9 protein-coding genes are annotated in these 17,214 nt (G+C 60.5%); 1 reads left to right on the forward strand and 8 read right to left on the reverse strand.

Annotated features, from left to right (window positions below):
• Positions 1–75: 75 nt before the first annotated feature.
• From baeR to yegD, 7 genes are all read right to left on the reverse strand, one after another.
• On the reverse strand, positions 76–798 hold the full coding sequence (baeR, locus tag SPH27_RS14540; protein ID WP_047060489.1) for a two-component system response regulator BaeR: 723 nt from the start codon (positions 796–798) through the stop codon (positions 76–78).
• Positions 795–2,198: a two-component system sensor histidine kinase BaeS gene (gene baeS / locus SPH27_RS14545; protein ID WP_023312417.1), complete on the reverse strand. Its 1,404-nt coding sequence runs from the start codon at positions 2,196–2,198 to the stop codon at positions 795–797. Before baeS ends, baeR begins: the two co-directional genes overlap by 4 nt.
• A complete protein-coding gene (locus tag SPH27_RS14550) occupies positions 2,195–3,610 on the reverse strand; it encodes an MFS transporter (protein WP_039263117.1) in 1,416 nt (471 codons plus the stop codon). The genes baeS and SPH27_RS14550 overlap by 4 nt, the downstream gene beginning before the upstream one ends.
• Complete coding sequence (gene mdtC / locus SPH27_RS14555) at positions 3,611–6,688, reverse strand: multidrug efflux RND transporter permease subunit MdtC (protein WP_207167568.1); 3,078 nt, start codon at positions 6,686–6,688, stop codon at positions 3,611–3,613.
• The gene (locus SPH27_RS14560) at positions 6,689–9,811 is read right to left on the reverse strand and encodes an MdtB/MuxB family multidrug efflux RND transporter permease subunit (protein WP_045887872.1); all 3,123 of its coding nucleotides are present in this window, start codon (positions 9,809–9,811) and stop codon (positions 6,689–6,691) included.
• Positions 9,811–11,013 carry an MdtA/MuxA family multidrug efflux RND transporter periplasmic adaptor subunit gene (locus tag SPH27_RS14565; protein ID WP_048980150.1) on the reverse strand — a complete coding sequence of 401 codons (1,203 nt, stop codon included), beginning with the start codon at positions 11,011–11,013 and terminating at the stop codon, positions 9,811–9,813. Before SPH27_RS14565 ends, SPH27_RS14560 begins: the two co-directional genes overlap by 1 nt.
• 212 nt (positions 11,014–11,225) lie before the next feature.
• Positions 11,226–12,578 (reverse strand): molecular chaperone, encoded by a 1,353-nt coding sequence (gene yegD / locus SPH27_RS14570; RefSeq protein WP_182072675.1) that lies wholly within the window; start codon positions 12,576–12,578, stop codon positions 11,226–11,228.
• Positions 12,579–12,708: 130 nt separating this feature from the next.
• Here yegD and alkA point away from each other — a divergent pair, with 130 nt between their 5' ends.
• Positions 12,709–13,581: a DNA-3-methyladenine glycosylase 2 gene (alkA, locus tag SPH27_RS14575; RefSeq protein WP_048980154.1), complete on the forward strand. Its 873-nt coding sequence runs from the start codon at positions 12,709–12,711 to the stop codon at positions 13,579–13,581.
• Here the strand turns inward: alkA and SPH27_RS14580 are convergent.
• Positions 13,546–16,875 carry a diguanylate cyclase gene (locus SPH27_RS14580; RefSeq protein ID WP_182072677.1) on the reverse strand — a complete coding sequence of 1,110 codons (3,330 nt, stop codon included), beginning with the start codon at positions 16,873–16,875 and terminating at the stop codon, positions 13,546–13,548. The genes alkA and SPH27_RS14580 overlap by 36 nt on opposite strands.
• Between the last annotated feature and the right edge of the window lie 339 nt (positions 16,876–17,214).

The raw sequence follows: 17,214 nt of genomic DNA on the forward strand, positions 1-17,214 counted from the left end.
AATAGAACCAGACTTCTTTTCTGTATTGTTTAAAAATATGTGACTGTACTATACATAGCTGTAAATCATCGTTAATCACATTATCCTGCACGCATCCGCTTCCCAGCGATACCCCACGCCGTACACCGCGCGGATAAACGACTGCTCGGCGTCCAGCGCCTCCAGCTTGCGGCGCAGGTTTTTGATGTGGCTGTCGATGGTGCGGTCGGTCACGACGCGGTAATCGTCATACAGGTGGTTCAGCAGCTGCTCGCGGGAGAACACTTTTCCCGGCTCGTGGGAGAGGGTTTTCAGCAGGCGGAACTCCGCAGGCGTCAGGTCCAGCAGCTTGCTGCGCCAGCTCGCCTGGAAGCGGCTTTCGTCGACAATCAGCGGGCTTTCGGCATCGAGCACCTGAAGCTCGCGCTGCGGCCTGCAGCGGCGCAGAATGGTTTTCACGCGGGCGACCACTTCACGCGGGCTGTAGGGCTTGCAGATGTAATCGTCCGCGCCAATTTCGAGCCCCAGCAGGCGGTCAATCTCTTCAATTTTGGCGGTGACCATGACGATCGGCACGTCGGAGAAGCGACGAATTTCCCGGCACAGGGTCAGTCCGTCAACGCCCGGCAGCATTAAATCCAGCAGGATCAGATCCGGCGGGGTCTGGCGCACGTATGCCAGCACTTTATCGCCGTGGCTGATCAGCGACGGGGCGTAGCTGGCCGCACGTAAATAGTCGATCAGCAGCTGCCCAAGCTTCGGCTCGTCTTCCACAATCAAAATGCGCGGCGTGTTTTCGTCAATCGGTAACTCGGTCATACTTCTCTCGATAAATCCCGTTCCAGAGGTAACTCTACTGTAATGCTAACCCCGCCAAAAGGCGAATGGGCGGCGCGGATCGTGCCATTATGCGCCTCGACGATGTTAACGCAAATCGCCAGCCCCAGTCCGGAACCGCCGCTGGCGCGGTTGCGGGAGCCTTCGGTACGGTAGAAACGTTCAAACAGTTTTTCCAGCTGCGCGTCCTGCACGCCGGGGGCGGAATCCGCGAAGGTAAGGGCAAAGCGCCCGTTTTCCTGCCTGCCGGAGATATGCAGCCCGCCGCCGCTGTCGGTGTAGCGCAGGCTGTTTTCCAGCAGGTTATTGAACAGCTGCATCAGCCGGTCTTTGTCGCCAAACACCACCGCGCTGTCCGGCAGGGAGAGGTCGATTTTCAGGTTGCGGCTGGCAAACCGCTCGCGGAACGCGCCGCTGATCACTTCCAGAATGTTAATCACGTCCACCGGCGCCTTCTGGTAGGCCAGCGCGCCTTCGTCGGACATGGAGAGCTGGTGGAGATCGTCCACCAGCTTGGTGAGCGTGCCCACCTCCGCCTGCAGAGAGGCCACCGATTCAGGCGTAAACTGGCGCACGCCGTCCTGGATGGCCTCCAGCTCGCCGCGCAGCACCGCCAGCGGCGTGCGCAGCTCGTGGGAAATATCGGCCATAAAGTCGCGGCGCATCTGCTGGTTCTTCTCCAGCGTGCTGGCGAGCTGGTTAAAATCCTGCGCCAGCTTGCCCAGTTCGTCCTGGCTGCGGGTATCGACGCGGGTGGTGAAATCCCCGGCGGCCAGCTTGTGCGTGCCTTCCACCAGTCTTTTCACCGGGGCGAGCAGACCGCGCGCCAGCGGGAAGGTGGCGAGCGCGGCGAGCAGGGTGGAGAGGGCGACAATCAGCCAGCTCGTCCGGCGCTGCTGGCGGTCAAAGTTGATGTCGGTGTTGCGCGTCAGGCGCTCCACCGGCGAGGCGATAACCCAGCCGACCGTCGCGTTGTTGACTTTGATCGCCCGACGGGTGCCGTCCGGCGGTATCGGCGCGCGCGGACCCACCAGCGTGCGCATGTCCTGGTCAATCACCCAGAACTGGGTGCGCCAGCCGTGCGGCGGCATGCCCGGCCCCGGGCGATCGTCACCGGTATCGTGCTCCAGCGAGCGCAGGATCTGGAAAATAAAGCGGTCATTATTGCGCAGAAAACGCCAGTTGCCGTGCTGGGCGTACTGTTCACTCAGCGCATCGCTTAAGCCCTGTAAACGCTGTTCATTGCCATGCTTGATGTAATCAATAAAACCGCGCTCAAAGCTGATCCGCACCGCCCAGTGCATGGTGATCAGCAGGACGATACAGGTGGCAAATATCGCCACGAAGAGCTTGCCGGTAATGCCCGGACGCCAGAATTTCATGAGCCACTCCTTTTGCCGCGCCTAATCACGACGTTCTTGCTGGTATCATCCGGCACTCTGGCGAAGATGAAAGCGGGCAGGGCGATGATGACCGCCATGCTTAAATAGGTATACAAAAAGACCTGATGCGCCACCGGCGTGTCGACGCTGAGGTGGTGCTGGCCGTACATGCCGAGCAGTAATCCGGCGATGGTGACCCCGACGCTCATTGAGAGCTGCATGATCATCGACAGCAGGCTGTTGCCGCTGCTCGCCAGATCGTCCGGCAGGTCCTTCAGCGTCAGGGTATTCATCGACGAGAAGCGCATGGAGTTGACGATCCCCTGGCAGAACAGCACCAGCGGCAGAACGTAGTACCAGCCCATCAGCGCCACGGCCATAAACAGCAGGCTGACCAGCGCCAGCCCCAGCGTGGCGGTTACCAGCACGTGACGGTAGCCAAAGCGGTTCACCACCTGCACCACGATGCGCTTCATTCCCATGCTGCCGAGCACCATTGGGATCATCATCAGCCCCGCGTGGAACGGCGAAAATCCCATTCCGATTTGCAGGAAAACGGGCGTCATAAACGGCAGCATGCCGCTGCCGACGCGCCCGGCGAAGCTGCCGAACAGGCCAAGGCGATAGGTAGGGTTTTTAAACAAGCTCAGGCTGAAGAGCGCCTTATCGTTACCTCTGGCATGCCGCAGATACCACAGTATGGCGGTAACGCCGAGCGCGATCAGAAGCCCGAGCGTCAGGGGCGAAATCCCCAGCCCCTTTTGCCCGTCGAGCGCCAGGGTCAGCGTGGCCATGCCCGCCGCCAGCAGGATAAAGCCGAAGAAATCAAAGCGCCGCGTCTGCATTTTGTAGTTCGGCATCAGCGTCAGGGTGGCGATGGCGCCGATGATGCCAACAGGAAGATTGATTAAGAAAATCCAGTGCCAGGAGGCGTACTCCACCAGAATGCCGCCGAGCGCCGGGCCCAGCAGCGGCCCTACCTGGCCGGGCAGGGTCACAAAGGTCATCGCCGCCATGTACTGCTCGCGCGGCACAATTTTCATCACCGTTAGCCGCCCGACGGGGACCATCATTGCCCCGCCGACGCCCTGCAGCACGCGCGCCATCACCAGCTGGTCGAGGGTGCTGGCCTGCGCGCAAAACAGCGAGCCGGTGGTAAACAGCACGATGGCGGTAAAGAAGATATTTCGCACGCCCACTTTGTCCGCAAGCCAGCCGCTGGCGGGCAGCATTACGGCCACCGTCAGCACGTAGGAGACAATCACCATATGCATATGCAGCGGGCTCTCCCCCAGACTTTTCGCCATGGAGGGGAGGGCGGTGTTGACGATGGTCGTATCCAGCGACTGCATAAAGAAGCCGAAAGCGACTATCCATAGCTGCCAGCGAACGTTAGCGGGGAGATCGGTCATTTACTCGGTCACCGTGGTTTTGTTTTTACGCGAGAAGCGCAGCCGCAGGCGGTCGAAGAACAGATAGACCACCGGCGTGGTGTACAGCGTCAGCAGCTGGCTCATGACCAGGCCGCCGACAATGGTGATCCCCAGCGGCTGGCGCAGCTCTGAGCCGTCGCCGCCCGAGATAACCAGCGGCAGCGCGCCAAACAGCGCCGCCAGGGTGGTCATCATGATCGGACGAAAACGCAGCAGGCAGGCCTGGAAGATGGCCTCTTCCGGCGACAGATTGCCGTTGCGCTGGGCGTCCAGGGCAAAATCCACCATCATGATCGCGTTTTTCTTCACAATGCCGATCAACAGCATGATCCCGATGAGCGCGATCAGGCTGAACGGCGCGCCGAACAGCTCCAGCGCCAGCAGCGCCCCCACGCCCGCCGACGGTAGCGTCGAGAGAATGGTCAGCGGGTGAACGTAGCTCTCGTACAGCACGCCCAGCACAATATAAACCGTGGCGATGGCGGCCAGAATCAAAATCACCTGCGAGTTCATCGTCTCCTGGAACACCTGCGCCGTCCCGGCAAAGCTGCCGCGCACGGTGGACGGCACGCCAAGCTGCGTCATCGCGCGGTTGATTGCGTCGCTGGCTTCTGAAAGCGACGAACCGGCGGGCAGGTTAAAGGAGATGGTCGACGCCGCCGAAAGGCCCTGATGGTTCACCGACAGCGGCGCGTTGGCAGGCTGCCAGCTGGCAAAGTAGGAGAGCGGAATCGCCTTGCCGTCGTTGTTAATCACAAACATTTTGTCCAGAGCGCTGATGTCCTGGGTGTAGCGCGGGTCAACCTCCATCACCACCTTGTACTGGTTCATCGGCTGGTAGATGGTGGAGATCTCGCGCTGGCCGAAGGCGTTGTTCAGCAGGCTGTTGGCGGCCTCAACGTTAATGCCCAGCCGCGACATGGTTTCGCGGTCGTAGGTCAGGGCCATCTCGGCGCCGTTGTCCTGCTGATCGGAGTTGACGTCCGCCAGCTGCGGCAGGGCGGCCAGCGCCTTGCGGATCTTCGGCTCCCACTCGCGCAGGGCGGCTAAATCGTCCGAGAGCAACGTGTACTGATAGCTGGCGTTCGCCTGACGGCCGCCGACGCGGATATCCTGAACGGCCATCAAAAACAGGTTTGCCCCCGGCTCTTTGGCGAGCTTCACCCGCAGGCGGTCAATCACCTGCTGGGCGGTTTCGTTGCGCTCGCCGCGCGGTTTCAGGGTAATAAACATCATCCCGCTGTTAACGCGTGACCCGCCGGTAAAGCCGGTGACGTTATCCACGGCTTTGTCTTCACGAATGATCTTCATGAAGTCCTGCAGCTTGCCGCGCATCGCCTGGAACGAAATGCTCTGGTCCGCCTGAATCCCCCCCATCAGCACGCCGGTGTCCTGCTCCGGGAAGAAAGTTTTCGGGATGGTGATGTACATCCAGACGTTGAGCACGATGGTGGCGATAAGCACCAGGCCGACCAGCCGGGTATGGTTCAGCACCCACTTCAGCGATTTGCCGTAGCCTTCCTGCATGGCCATCAGGAAACGGCCAAAGCCTTTACGGCGCGGCTGCGAATGCGGTTTGCTGCGCTTGAGCATCCAGCCGCACATCATCGGCGTCAGCGTTAAGGAGATCGCCAGCGAAATGCCGATGGCGACGGAGAGGGTGACGGCGAACTCGCGCAGCAGCCGGCCCGGCAGCCCGCCCATCAGCAGCAGCGGCAGGAATACCGCCACCAGCGACAGGCTCATGGAGAGCACCGTAAAGCCCACCTCGCGCGTGCCCTGCAGCGCGGCCTGCAGCGGCTTCACGCCCGCTTCCAGGTGGCGGGAAATGTTTTCCAGCACCACGATGGCGTCATCCACCACGAAGCCCGTCGCTATCGTCAGGGCCATCAGCGACAGGTTGTTGAGGCTAAACCCGCACAGGTACATGGCGGCAAAGGTACCGATCAGCGAGACCGGCACGGCCACCGCCGGAATAAGCGTCGCGCGGCCGGATCGCAGGAACAGGAAGACCACCAGGATCACCAGGGCGACAGAGATAATCAGCGTTTGCTCCACCTCTTCAAGCGAGGCGCGAATGGTCGGGGAGCGATCCTGGGCAATTTGCAAATCGATTGCTGCCGGGATGGTCTCCTGCAGGTCCGGAAGACGGGCGCGAATGCTGTTCACCGTCTCAATAATGTTCGCTTCCGGCAGCTTGCGGATCATCAGCAGAATGGCCGGCTTAGCGTTGGTCATCCCGGCGTTGCGCACGTCCTGCACCGAGTCGGTGACGCTGGCAACGTCGCTCAAGCGCACCGCCGCGCCGTTGTTGTAGTGAATAATGAGCGGCTGATATTCCGCGGCGGTTTTCAGCTCGTCGTTGGTGTGGATCTGCCAGCGGTGGCTGCCGTCCTCAATCGCCCCTTGCGGCTTGCGGACGTTGGCCGTGCTGATGGCGGAGCGCACGTCATCCAGCGACACGCCCTGGTTGAACAGCGCCTGCGGGTTTAGGCCTACGCGCACGGCGGGCAGGGAGCTCCCGCCGACGCTCACGTCACCGACGCCGTTAATTTGTGAGATTGTCTGCGCCAGCTGGGTAGACGCAAAGTCGTAAAGCTGCCCCTGCGAGTACGTATCGGAGGTCAGCGTCAGGATCATGATCGGCGCATCGGACGGGTTGGCCTTGCGGTAGGTTGGGCGGCTCGGCATCCCGCTCGGCAGCAGGCTTTGCGCGGCGTTGATGGCCGCCTGCACGTCGCGCGCCGCACCGTTAATATCCCGGTCGAAGCTGAACTCCAGAATGATGCGCGTGCTGCCCAGCGAGCTGCTGGAGGTCATCTCGTTGACCCCCGCAATCCGCCCGAGCGAGCGCTCCAGCGGCGTGGCAACCGACGAGGCCATGGTCTCCGGTGACGCGCCCGGCAGCGAGGCGCTGACCATGATCACCGGAAAATCCACCTGCGGCAGCGGCGCCACCGGCAGCAGCCGGAAGCCCAGCACGCCGCAGAGGGTAATGGCGAGCGAGATTAAAATCGTCGCCACCGGGCGATAAATGAAGAGGGCGAAAAACTTCACTTATGCCTCCTCTTCACGTTTCGGGAAGCGGCTTTTGGTCCACAGCGCCAGGCGGTCAAACAGCAGATAGATAACCGGCGTGGTGAAGAGCGTGAGCACCTGGCTCACCAGCAGACCGCCGACCATGCCGATACCCAGCGGACGGCGCAGCTCCGCGCCGACGCCGGTGCTGAGCATCAGCGGCAGCGCACCCAGCAGGGCGGCCAGCGTGGTCATCAGGATTGGACGAAAACGCAGCAGACATGCCTGGAAGATGGCGTCGCGCGGCGACATGCCCTGCTCGCGCTCGGCGGCCAGGGCGAAGTCGATCATCATGATGGCGTTTTTCTTCACGATCCCGATAAGCAGGATAATGCCGATGATGGCAATGACGTCCAGCTCGCTGCCCGCCAGCATCAGTGCCAGCAGCGCCCCCACGCCCGCCGTCGGCAGGGTAGAGAGGATGGTGATCGGGTGGATAAAGCTTTCGTACAGCACCCCGAGCACGATGTACATCGCCACGACCGCCGCGACGATAAGCCAGATGGTGTTACCCAGCGCGGCCTGAAACGCCAGCGTGCTGCCCTGGAACTGGGTCTGAATATCGGACGGGAAGCTGAGCTCTTTTTCAGCAGCCTGAATGGCCTCCACCGCTTCGCCGAGAGAATAATTGTCCGGCACGTTGAAGGAGATGGTGGTGGACGGGAACTGATCCAGATGGTTAATCGACAGTGGGGTATAGCGTTCTTCCACCGTGGCGATAGCGCTCAGCGGCACAATGCCGCCGTCTTTGCTGGTCAGGCGCACCGAGTCCAGCCCCGCCAGGCCGGGCGTGTTCTCCGTGTTGTGCTCCAGCACCACGCGATACTGGTTGGCCTGGGTGTAGATGGTGGAGATCAGGCGCTGGCCGAAGGCGTTGTACAGGGCGTTGTCCACATCCGACATGGTAATGCCCAGGCGGCTGGCGGTATCGCGGTTGACGTTCACGTATGCCGCCAGCCCTTTATCCTGCCAGTCGCTGCTGACGTCGGCGAGCTGCGGCAGGGTGTTAAGCTTATTCACCAGCTGCGGCACCCAGGTGCTGAGCGCGTCCAGCGAGGTGGCCTGCAGCGTGAACTGGTACTGCGTGCGGCTGACCTGGGTATCAATGGTCAAATCCTGAATCGGCTGCAGGTAAAGCTCAACGCCCGGCACGCGCGCGACGGCGTTTTGCAGACGCTCAATGACGGCGTTGACGCGATCGTCGCGTTCATCCAGCGGCTTGAGGTTGATCTGCAGACGCGCGCTGTTGAGCGACGGGTTGGTGCCGTCGACGCCCACGTACGAGGTCAGGCTCTCGACCGCCGGATCCTTCATGATGATTTCAGACACCTGCTGCTGGCGCTGGGCCATACTGGCGAAGGAGACCGACTGCGGAGCCTGCAGCGTGCCCTGAATAATGCCGTTGTCCTGGATCGGGAAGAAGCCTTTCGGAATGAAAATCCACAGCATCACGCTGAGCGCCAGGGTTCCCAGCGCCACGCCGAGCGTGGCCCACGGATGGTTTAGAACTTTCGCCAGCACGCGGCCGTAGGCGGCAATAATCCGCTCGAACATGCGCTCGGAGGCGCGCGAGAATCGGTTTTGCTTGCGCAGGGACTCGTGGCTCAGCATACGGGCGCACATCATCGGAGTCAGGGTCAGCGACACCACGGCGGAGATCAAAATGGCGACCGCCAGCGTCACGGCAAACTCGCGGAACAGACGCCCGACGATATCGCCCATAAACAGCAGCGGGATCAGCACCGCAATCAGCGAGAAGGTCAGCGAGATAATGGTAAAGCCGATTTCGCCCGCGCCCTTCAGCGCCGCCGCCAGCGGCTTTTCGCCTTTCTCGATATAGCGCGAAATGTTCTCGATAACGACAATGGCGTCATCCACCACGAACCCGGTGGCGATGGTGAGCGCCATCAGCGTCAGGTTGTTAATCGAAAAATCGAGGAACACCATCACCGCAAAGGTCCCGACCAGCGAGAGCGGCACGGCGACGGCGGGAATAATGGTGGCCGGAACGTTACGCAGGAACAGATAGATGATCATGACCACCAGCGCAATCGCCAGCATCAGCTCAAACTGGGTGTCGGTGACCGACGCGCGAATGTTGGTGGTACGGTCGGAAAGCACCTTCACGCTGACCGACTTCGGCAGGCTTTCGATCAGCTGCGGCAGCATGGTGCGGATGCTGTCGGCGGTTTCGATGATGTTAGCGCCCGGCTGGCGCTGCACGTTCATCACGATCGCCTGCTGCCTGTTGGCCCAAGCGCCGAGCCAGCTGTTTTCGGCACCTTGCTCCACGGTCGCCACGTCGCCCAGACGCACCGGAGCGCCGTTCTGGTAAGCAATAATCAGCTGACGGTATTCATCGGCGGACTGCATCTGATCGTTGGCAGAGAGCGTCACGGCGCGGGTGGGGCCGTCCAGCGAGCCTTTTGCCGAGTTAACGTTGGCGCTGCTGATGGCGGTGCGGATGGTTTCGCTGGTCAGCCCCAGCGCGGCAATCGCCTGCGCGTTAAGCTTCACGCGTACGGCGGGGCGCTGGCCGCCCGCCAGGGTGACGAGGCCGACGCCGGAGACCTGAGAAATTTTCTGCGCCACGCGCGTTTCGACCATGTCTTCGACCTGGGTCATCGGCATGGCGGAGGAGGTGACGGCCAGCGTCATGATCGGCGGATCCGCCGGGTTCACCTTGCTGTAGACCGGCGGGTTGGGCAGGTCGGACGGCAGCAGGTTGGTGGCGGCGTTAATCGCGGCCTGCACCTCCTGCTCGGCGACGTCCAGCGACAGCGTCAGCTGGAACTGCAGCGTCACGACGGATGCCCCGCCGGAACTCTGGGAGGACATCTGTTTTAGCCCGGACATCTGGCCGAACTGGCGCTCCAGCGGAGCGGTAATGGCGGACGTCACCACGTCCGGGCTGGCGCCGGGATAGAGTGTGACAACCTGAATCGTTGGGTAATCCACCTCCGGCAGCGCCGACACGGGCAGGAAGCGATAGCCGATAATCCCGGCGAGCAGGATCGCCACCATCAGCAGCGTGGTGGCGACAGGACGGAGGATAAACAGGCGTGACGGCCCGCCTGTAGAGCCTGGAGGCATCACCTGCATCAGGATTTCGCTCCCTGTTTAGCAGGTTCAACCACTTCCACTTTGGCCCCTTCGGTCAGACGGTCAATGCCGTCGGTGACCACGCGGTCGCCTGCGGAAAGGCCGGCGGCGATGACCACCGTCTGGCTGTCCTGGATACCGGTTTTCACCAGGTGCTTGCTGACCTTATTGTCGCTGTTAAGTACCCAGACGAAGTTACCTTCGTTACCCATCTGCAGCGCAGCGGTAGGGATCACCACCGCGTTCTCTTCGGTGGCGACCAGCATGCGCGCGTTGACGAACTGGTTCGGGAAGAGGGCATCGTCCTGATTGTTAAAGCGCGCCTTCAGCTTGATGGTGCCGGTGGTGGTGTCGATCTGGTTATCCAGACTGAGCAGGGAACCTTCGCTCAGCTTCTGCCTGTTGCTGCGGTCCCAGGCTTCCACCACCAGCCCCTTTCCGGATTTTTGCGCCTGCACCACGGTCGCAATTTCGCTTTCCGGCAGGGTAAAGACTAAATCAATCGGGTGAGTCTGGGTGATCACCACGATGCCCGTGGTGTCGCCGCTGGAGATCTGGTTGCCGATATCGACCTGCTTCAGGCCCACGCGCCCGTCAATCGGCGCGGTGATGCGGCTCCAGTCCAGCTGCAGCTGTGCGCTGGCGACGGCGGCCTCGTCGGCTTTGATGGTGCCCTGCGTTTCGCTGACCAGCGACTGCTGGGTGTCCAGCTCCTGACGAGACACGAGGTTGGTTTTCACCAGCTGCTGGTAGCGGGCCAAATCGCGACGAGCGTTGGCGAGCGTGGCTTTGTCCTTCGCGAGCTGCCCCTGCGCCTGGGCGAGGGCGACCTTAAACTGGCTTGGGTCGATTTCCGCCAGCAGATCGCCTGCTTTAACCTGCTGACCTTCCTGGAAGTGAATGGCCATCAGCTGACCGTCGACGCGGCTGCGCACCGTCACGGTGTTGGCGGCGGTAATGGTCCCAAGGCCCGTTAGATAGCGAGGAACGGCTTTATTCACTGCCGTCGCCGCCTGTACCGGCGCCAGCGCGCCGCCGCGCATGCCGTGACGCCCTCCGCCTGCCGGGCGCTGTGCCTGACTATTGGCACCGGCGGGGGCTGCGGTGTTCGCGGATTGACTGTGCCAGTACCAGGCGGCGGCAAGGACCACCACAATGATGCCAGCGGCGATTGCCCAGCGGGATTTGTTACTGCCTTTCATCGTTATACGTTCTCATCCTGAAGACTTCGGGGAATGATACTAGTTTAGTCAGCTAACACAGCGGAAAAATGGAGGAAATATGGAAGACTGTCAGGAATGGTCTGAATGGAGGTAAACGCAAAACGGCAACATCCGTTGCCGTTTTTTGTGTTTTCTCCCTCTCCCTGTGGGAGAGGGCCGGGGTGAGGGCACCAGAACGCACCGCAACAATGCTAGCTAAACATCACCTGCGCCCAGCGCGCCAGCCCGGCGGTGACGGAGCCAAAGTCATCCCCACCGGCAATCGGAATGCCCGGCAGCTGTTCCGCCAGCGCTTTCTTGATCAGCGGCGAACGGGCGCTACCCCCGGTCAGGTAAATCACGTCCGGCTTCTCTTTGCCGTTCTCCAGCGCCAGCTGCACCTGCTCCAGAATACGCTGCAGCGGCTGCGCGAGCGCCGCCTCCAGCCCGTCCTGCGAAATCGCGGTGGTCAGTTCGTCGCAGATAAACGGCAAGGAGACCGCATGCTCAGCGCGGTCGGAAAGGGCAATTTTGCTCTCTTCGGCAGTCCGCACCACGCGATAGCTCAGGCGCTGACGCCACACTTTATACAGCAGGGCGACTTTTTCGGCGTCCTGCGCGTCGCGCACCAGATCGTTAAGGAAGCGGCCGTTCGCGGTGCTGTAAAAATCACTTTGCGCAGGCACATCGTTGATGGCAATCGCGTTCCACCACGGCAGGATCGGCAGGGCGATGCCTTTTTCGGTTTGCCCGCCCATGCCGAGCAGCGGCATCAGGCTTTTGAATGCCAGCGCGATATCGAGATCGTTACCGCCTACGCGGCAGCCGCTGTGCCCCAGCAGGCTATTTTCACGGTCGCGACGGTTATGCCACTGCGGCCCCATCAGCAGCAGCGAGCAGTCCGTTGTGCCCCCGCCGATATCCACGACTAACACGCGCTTCTCTTCCGTCAGCGTGGCTTCAAAATCCAGCCCCGCGGCAACCGGCTCGTACTGAAACACCACGTCGCGGAAGCCTGCCCGGTGCGCCGCGCGTTCAAGGATCCCCTGCGCCTGCTGGTTGGCCTCGTCGCCGCCCAGCCCCTGGAAGTTGATCGGGCGGCCAATGACCGCCTGGGTAATCGCATCGGAGACCTGCGTCTGTGCCTGATTGCGAATATGCAGCATCATCGCGCACACCAGGTCTTCGAACATCGCCACCTGCTGCGGCTTCAGTCCGCTGGCGCCGAGGAAGGATTTTGGCGACTTAACGAAGTAAACCTCTTCAGGATCTTCAATATAGTGCCCGAGCGAAGAGAAGCCGAACTGCACGCTGGAGGGCGTAACGTCGATGTCTTCCTCGCGGTTAAAGCTGACCGCCCGGCGCAGCAGCGCCTGGGTCTCCGCCGCCGTGGCCGGAACCTGATGGTGGCGGAACAGCCATTCGCTTACCGCTTCACGCGTCGGCGCGCAGAGCATTGACGGCAGCAGCGTGCTCTCTTTTTCCATTTTCAGAAGCTGTGGCTGCCCGTCTTGCATAACCGCAACCGAGCAGTTTGCCGTACCGTAGTCGAATCCAATAAACACGATTAATCCCCATGCCAGTGAGAAGGGGCGAGACTTTAACGAAATGTCCGCATGGCGACAACAGGAATATGAAAGCAAGGCGAAACAGGACCTTTCCGTTTATGCTGTGGAGAACCCAAAAGGAGAGACGATGTACACCCTGAACTGGCAACCCCCTTACGACTGGCAGTGGATGTTTGGCTTTCTCGGCGCGCGTGCGGTGACGGGCATTGAAACCGTCACCCACGACTACTACGAGCGCAGTTTTGCCTGCGAAGGGCATCAGGGAATATTTCGCGTAACGCCGGATATCGCCACCCATACGCTGACCGTGACGCTCACTCCGGGGTTAGTTCCGGTTGCGCAGACGTGCCTTGAACGCATCGAGCGCCTGTTCGATCTCGCGTGCAACCCGCAGCACATCGCGGATACGCTGGGGGATCTCGGTGCTGCCCGGCCGGGCTTGCGTTTGCCGGGGGCGATGGACGCGTACGAACAGGGCGTCCGGGCGATCCTCGGGCAGCTGGTGAGCGTGGCGATGGCGGCGAAACTGACGTCGCGCGTGGTGGCGCTGTGCGGTGAGCCGATCGCGGATTGTCCGGGCTATCTCTGTTTCCCCACGCCGGACGCGCTGGCGGCAGCGGACCCGCTGGCGCTGAAAGCGTTGGGCATGCCGGTAAAACGCGCGGAGTCGTTAATTCATCTGGCGCAGTCGGTCATCGACGGGACGTTTCCGCTTTTCCCACCCGAGAATATTGAGGCCGGGATGAAGGCGCTACAGCAGCGGCCGGGAATAGGGCGCTGGACGGCAAACTACCTGGCCCTGCGCGGCTGGCAGGCGAAAGATGTCTTTCTGCCTGATGATTATCTGATTAAGCAACGCTTTGCCGGGATGACGCCCGCGCAGATTCGGCGTTATGCCGAACGCTGGCAGCCGTGGCGCTCTTACGCGCTGCTGCACATCTGGTATACCGACGGCTGGACGCCGTCAGTTGATGGCGAAATAGCTGGTGTTGAGCAGTAGATCCAGCGGCTGCGGCTCGGCGATGGTGTCGCCATAGATGAAATCAATGCCGATGCCGGAGAGCGTATCCATCATGATGGGCTGATTGCACGGACCCGCGATGGTTTTCATCCCCAGACGCTGGGCGTGGCCCTGCACAATGGTCACCATCATCTCGTCCATCAGGTTGCCATACACGTTGCTTACCACCTCCGCGTCCAGCATCAGATAGTCGGCCATATTGGCGGTCAGGTGGGTGAAGACGTTCATGTCGCGGCCCACCTGGCTGAAGATCACGCGGCAGCCCGCCTGGCGAAGCTTTTGCAGACTCCGCTGCAGGTTTTTATCCGGGCTGCACACCACGTCGGCAGAGATGACCAGATGCAGGAGACGGCCCGGCATGGGGCTTTTATCCAGCAGGGCGAGAAGCTCATCGACCAGCGTTACGCTGGCTAAACCGGCCTCAGAAAGCGGCAGCGCCACCCCCATGCCTTTACTGGCGACCTGTGCGGCAGAGGCGCGGAAAAACTCATTAAAAATACGTCTGTCAAGGGCGTGCAAAAGCTCAGGCTCGGCCAGACCCGAGCGGAAGGCATGCTCTTCCTGGACTTCGCCCTGGCTGGTCCACAGGCGTAACGACAGCAGCCAGAAATTACTGCTTTCCGGGATACGCGGGGAAGCGACGCTGCGGGCGATCATCATCAGGTGATTGTCTTTAATCATGTGCCACTGTTCATCAAGCGACATCATGCTGCGCGCGTTGTGATCCCGCTCCTGCTGGGGTTCGTAAACCGTCACCATGCCGCGCCCGCTGTTTTTCGAGGCATAACAGGCTATATCGGCCTGCGACATCACCTCCGACGCCTGATGGTTATTTTCATCAATCAGCGTGATGCCTGCGCTGGCGCCGATCCGGTGCAGGCGGCCTTCCCACATAAAGTGATAGTCATTGATCGTGTGGATCAGGCGCCCGGCGATATAGCGCGCGCTTTCAATATTGCAGTCCGGCAGCAGTAACCCGAACTCATCTCCGCCCAGACGCGCCAGCACGTCGCTGGAGCGGAGCATGGTCAACATCAGGGAGGAGAGTTCCCGCAGCAGGGCATCGCCCGCCGCATGGCCTGCCGTATCGTTGACGGCTTTGAAGCGATCGAGATCGATAAAGACCAGGGCATGACGCTGGCGCGTTTCGCGAACGGTCTGCAGGAGCCGTTTAAGATGATTTTCGAAGCTGACCCGGTTTGCCAGATGGGTCAGGGCATCGTGGGAGGCGCTGTAGCTCAGCTGACGCAGCATTTTGCGCGACTCGGTCACGTCCTGAATCACGATAACCGAGCCAATATTCTGCCCGTCCAGCGTGCTGAGCGGCGTAATGCTGTAGTGAATATCAAAATTCCCGCCGGTCCGGCAGTTCAGCACCACGTCCTGATCGATATCGGAACGGGACATATCGCCGCTGTGAATATTCTCCATCAGCGGCCCTTTTTCACCAAAGGTGATGTGCAACACCTTGAGGATCGGCTGGCCGATAGCCTCAGTCTGCAGCCAGCCGCTCATTTTCTCGGCTACCGGGTTCATGAAGGTGACGTTCATGTTGATATCGGTGCACAGCACCGCTTCACCGATGGAGTCGAGGGTGATGTGCAGACGCTCTTTTTCCTGGAAGAGGGCCTCGTTGAGCTGCTTCACCTCGGTCATGTCCATGTTGATCCCGAGCAGCCGTTCGACTTCACCCTGCTTATTGAGCACCCGGTTCGCCAGGGAGCGAATGTGGCGCACGCCTTCCTTCACGCGGATGCGGAATTCCAGCTTAAACGGCAGACGGGAAATCAGCGAGTCCCGCAGCACCTGCTCAGCGTGGGCACGATCTTCCGGCAGCATCGTGTCATGCCAGAGCTGCCAGGTAGGCTTGATGTGCGGCGGGATTTCATACAGCTCAAACATCCGCTTGTCCCAGCTGATAATGTCTGGCTCCAGATCCCACTCCCAGATGCCGATGCCGCCCGCTTCGTTAGCCAGCGTAATGCGCTCCATCAGGCGTTTGTTGACCCACTCGGTCTGCTTCAGGTCGTTAATGTCTTCAATCTGGGCGATAAAATAGAGCGGCGAGCCGTCGGCATGGCGCACGACGGAGACGGCAAGGAGCGCCCAGACCACTTCCCCGTTGCGGGTGTAATAGCGCTTCTCAAGGGTATAGGTATTGATGTCGCCGTTGACCAGCTGTTCGAGCTGTTCCAGGTCGGTGTGCAGATCTTCCGGCCAGGTGAGCTGCTGGAAGGTCAGCGACTGGAGCTCCGTCTGGCTGTAACCGAGGAAATTGCACAGCGCCTTGTTAGCCTGCAGCCATTTGCCCTCAATGCTGACCAGCGCCATACCGATGGCGGAATACTCCATCGCATTGCGGAAACGCTCCTCGCTTTCGGTGATGTGTTTGCGCTCGGCGCGGAAGGCATACATCACCATGGTCATCACGTTGGCAGGCAGGAGCAGCATCAGGAACGGCAGCCAGGGGGCGTTCAGCATCGCCCCGACGTGCTGGGTTGTCAGCGCCACAGGATTTCGGGCAATCATTAGCGATACAACCATCACGGTGACCAGAAACACCAGGAACGCTTCCATTCGCGGCAAGCGCACGGCGCTCCACATAAGCAAAACGATAACGCAGGTGAAAGGCCACGGCAGCCAGGTGATGGCTGCCCAGCTGAGGGCCAGCGTTACGGCCAGCGTGGTCAGGGTTTCCAGCAGCAGTCTCGGGTTACGGTGGCGCAGCAGATAATGCGGTTTAAACAGCAGCCCCAACGGTACCACCGCCAGCGCGCCAATGGCTTCGGACAGCACCCAGACGAAGAAATTACGCAGGGGTTCAGGGCCGGGAGCCAGCAGGGACACCAGCAAGCCGCCCACCAGCGGCGGGATCACCGCGCTGCCGATGGCCACGCGGATCCAGTCATTCAGATTCTGCAGCGGGTTGTACCATGGGAGCAATTTGCGCAGCAATAGCGCGCCGGTAAAGGCTTCAACCACGTTAATCGAGGTATAGGTGAGGCTTATCGATCCCCACGAAAACAGCATCCAGGTGGCCAGAATATTGCCGAACGAACAGGCCAGGGCTATTCCCGGCCACATTTTTCCTGCATGGCGGTAAAACGCCACCATCATAATGGCGGTGGGGAACCAGAGCGGGGCCAGCAGGGTGCCGAACCGGGTAAGCTCCAGGGAAAATAAGGTAAAGATAAAGGTGACCAGGCCCAGACAGACAAGTCGTATTAAAGGATGTGGGGTGGTAACCAAAACCCGCTGGTATTGTTTATTCATTACCGCTTTATCCAGAGACGCCATGCCGTCAGGGAAGATGTCCGAACGCGTGAATTTAATAATTTGGTTTATGCTAGTACAAACAATTTACAATTCATATGGTGACCGCTCAGAATTTGACACCACAGACTTATTAAATAGAGGCTCCGTGAAAAAAAACGGTTAAACGCTGAAAAAACGCTCATTTAAATTTCACTCAGGGAATAAGGCGTCACTTTTCGGCCAGTCTCGCAGAACCTGTGCTTTCGACTGGTATCACGCCCGCGAAATCCCTATAATTGCCGCGTTTGACGCTCCGGCGTCGTCCTTCCTTAACATCCAGGTTAATCAGGTCGCTAA

Origin of the sequence: Enterobacter sp. A103 (genome assembly GCF_034427535.1) — a bacterium.
Classification (GTDB): Bacteria; Pseudomonadota; Gammaproteobacteria; order Enterobacterales; family Enterobacteriaceae; genus Enterobacter; species Enterobacter asburiae_B.

Bases quoted from the DNA above. Each gene is read 5' to 3' on its own strand.
- SPH27_RS14560 (WP_045887872.1), bottom strand. From the start codon at position 9,811: ATGCAGGTGATGCCTCCAGGCTCTACAGGCGGGCCGTCACGCCTGTTT.
- SPH27_RS14580 (WP_182072677.1), bottom strand. From the start codon at position 16,875: ATGAATAAACAATACCAGCGGGTTTTGGTTACCACCCCACATCCTTTA.
- SPH27_RS14550 (WP_039263117.1), bottom strand. From the start codon at position 3,610: ATGACCGATCTCCCCGCTAACGTTCGCTGGCAGCTATGGATAGTCGCT.
- SPH27_RS14565 (WP_048980150.1), bottom strand. From the start codon at position 11,013: ATGAAAGGCAGTAACAAATCCCGCTGGGCAATCGCCGCTGGCATCATT.
- baeS (WP_023312417.1), bottom strand. From the start codon at position 2,198: ATGAAATTCTGGCGTCCGGGCATTACCGGCAAGCTCTTCGTGGCGATA.
- alkA (WP_048980154.1), top strand. From the start codon at position 12,709: ATGTACACCCTGAACTGGCAACCCCCTTACGACTGGCAGTGGATGTTT.
- baeR (WP_047060489.1), bottom strand. From the start codon at position 798: ATGACCGAGTTACCGATTGACGAAAACACGCCGCGCATTTTGATTGTG.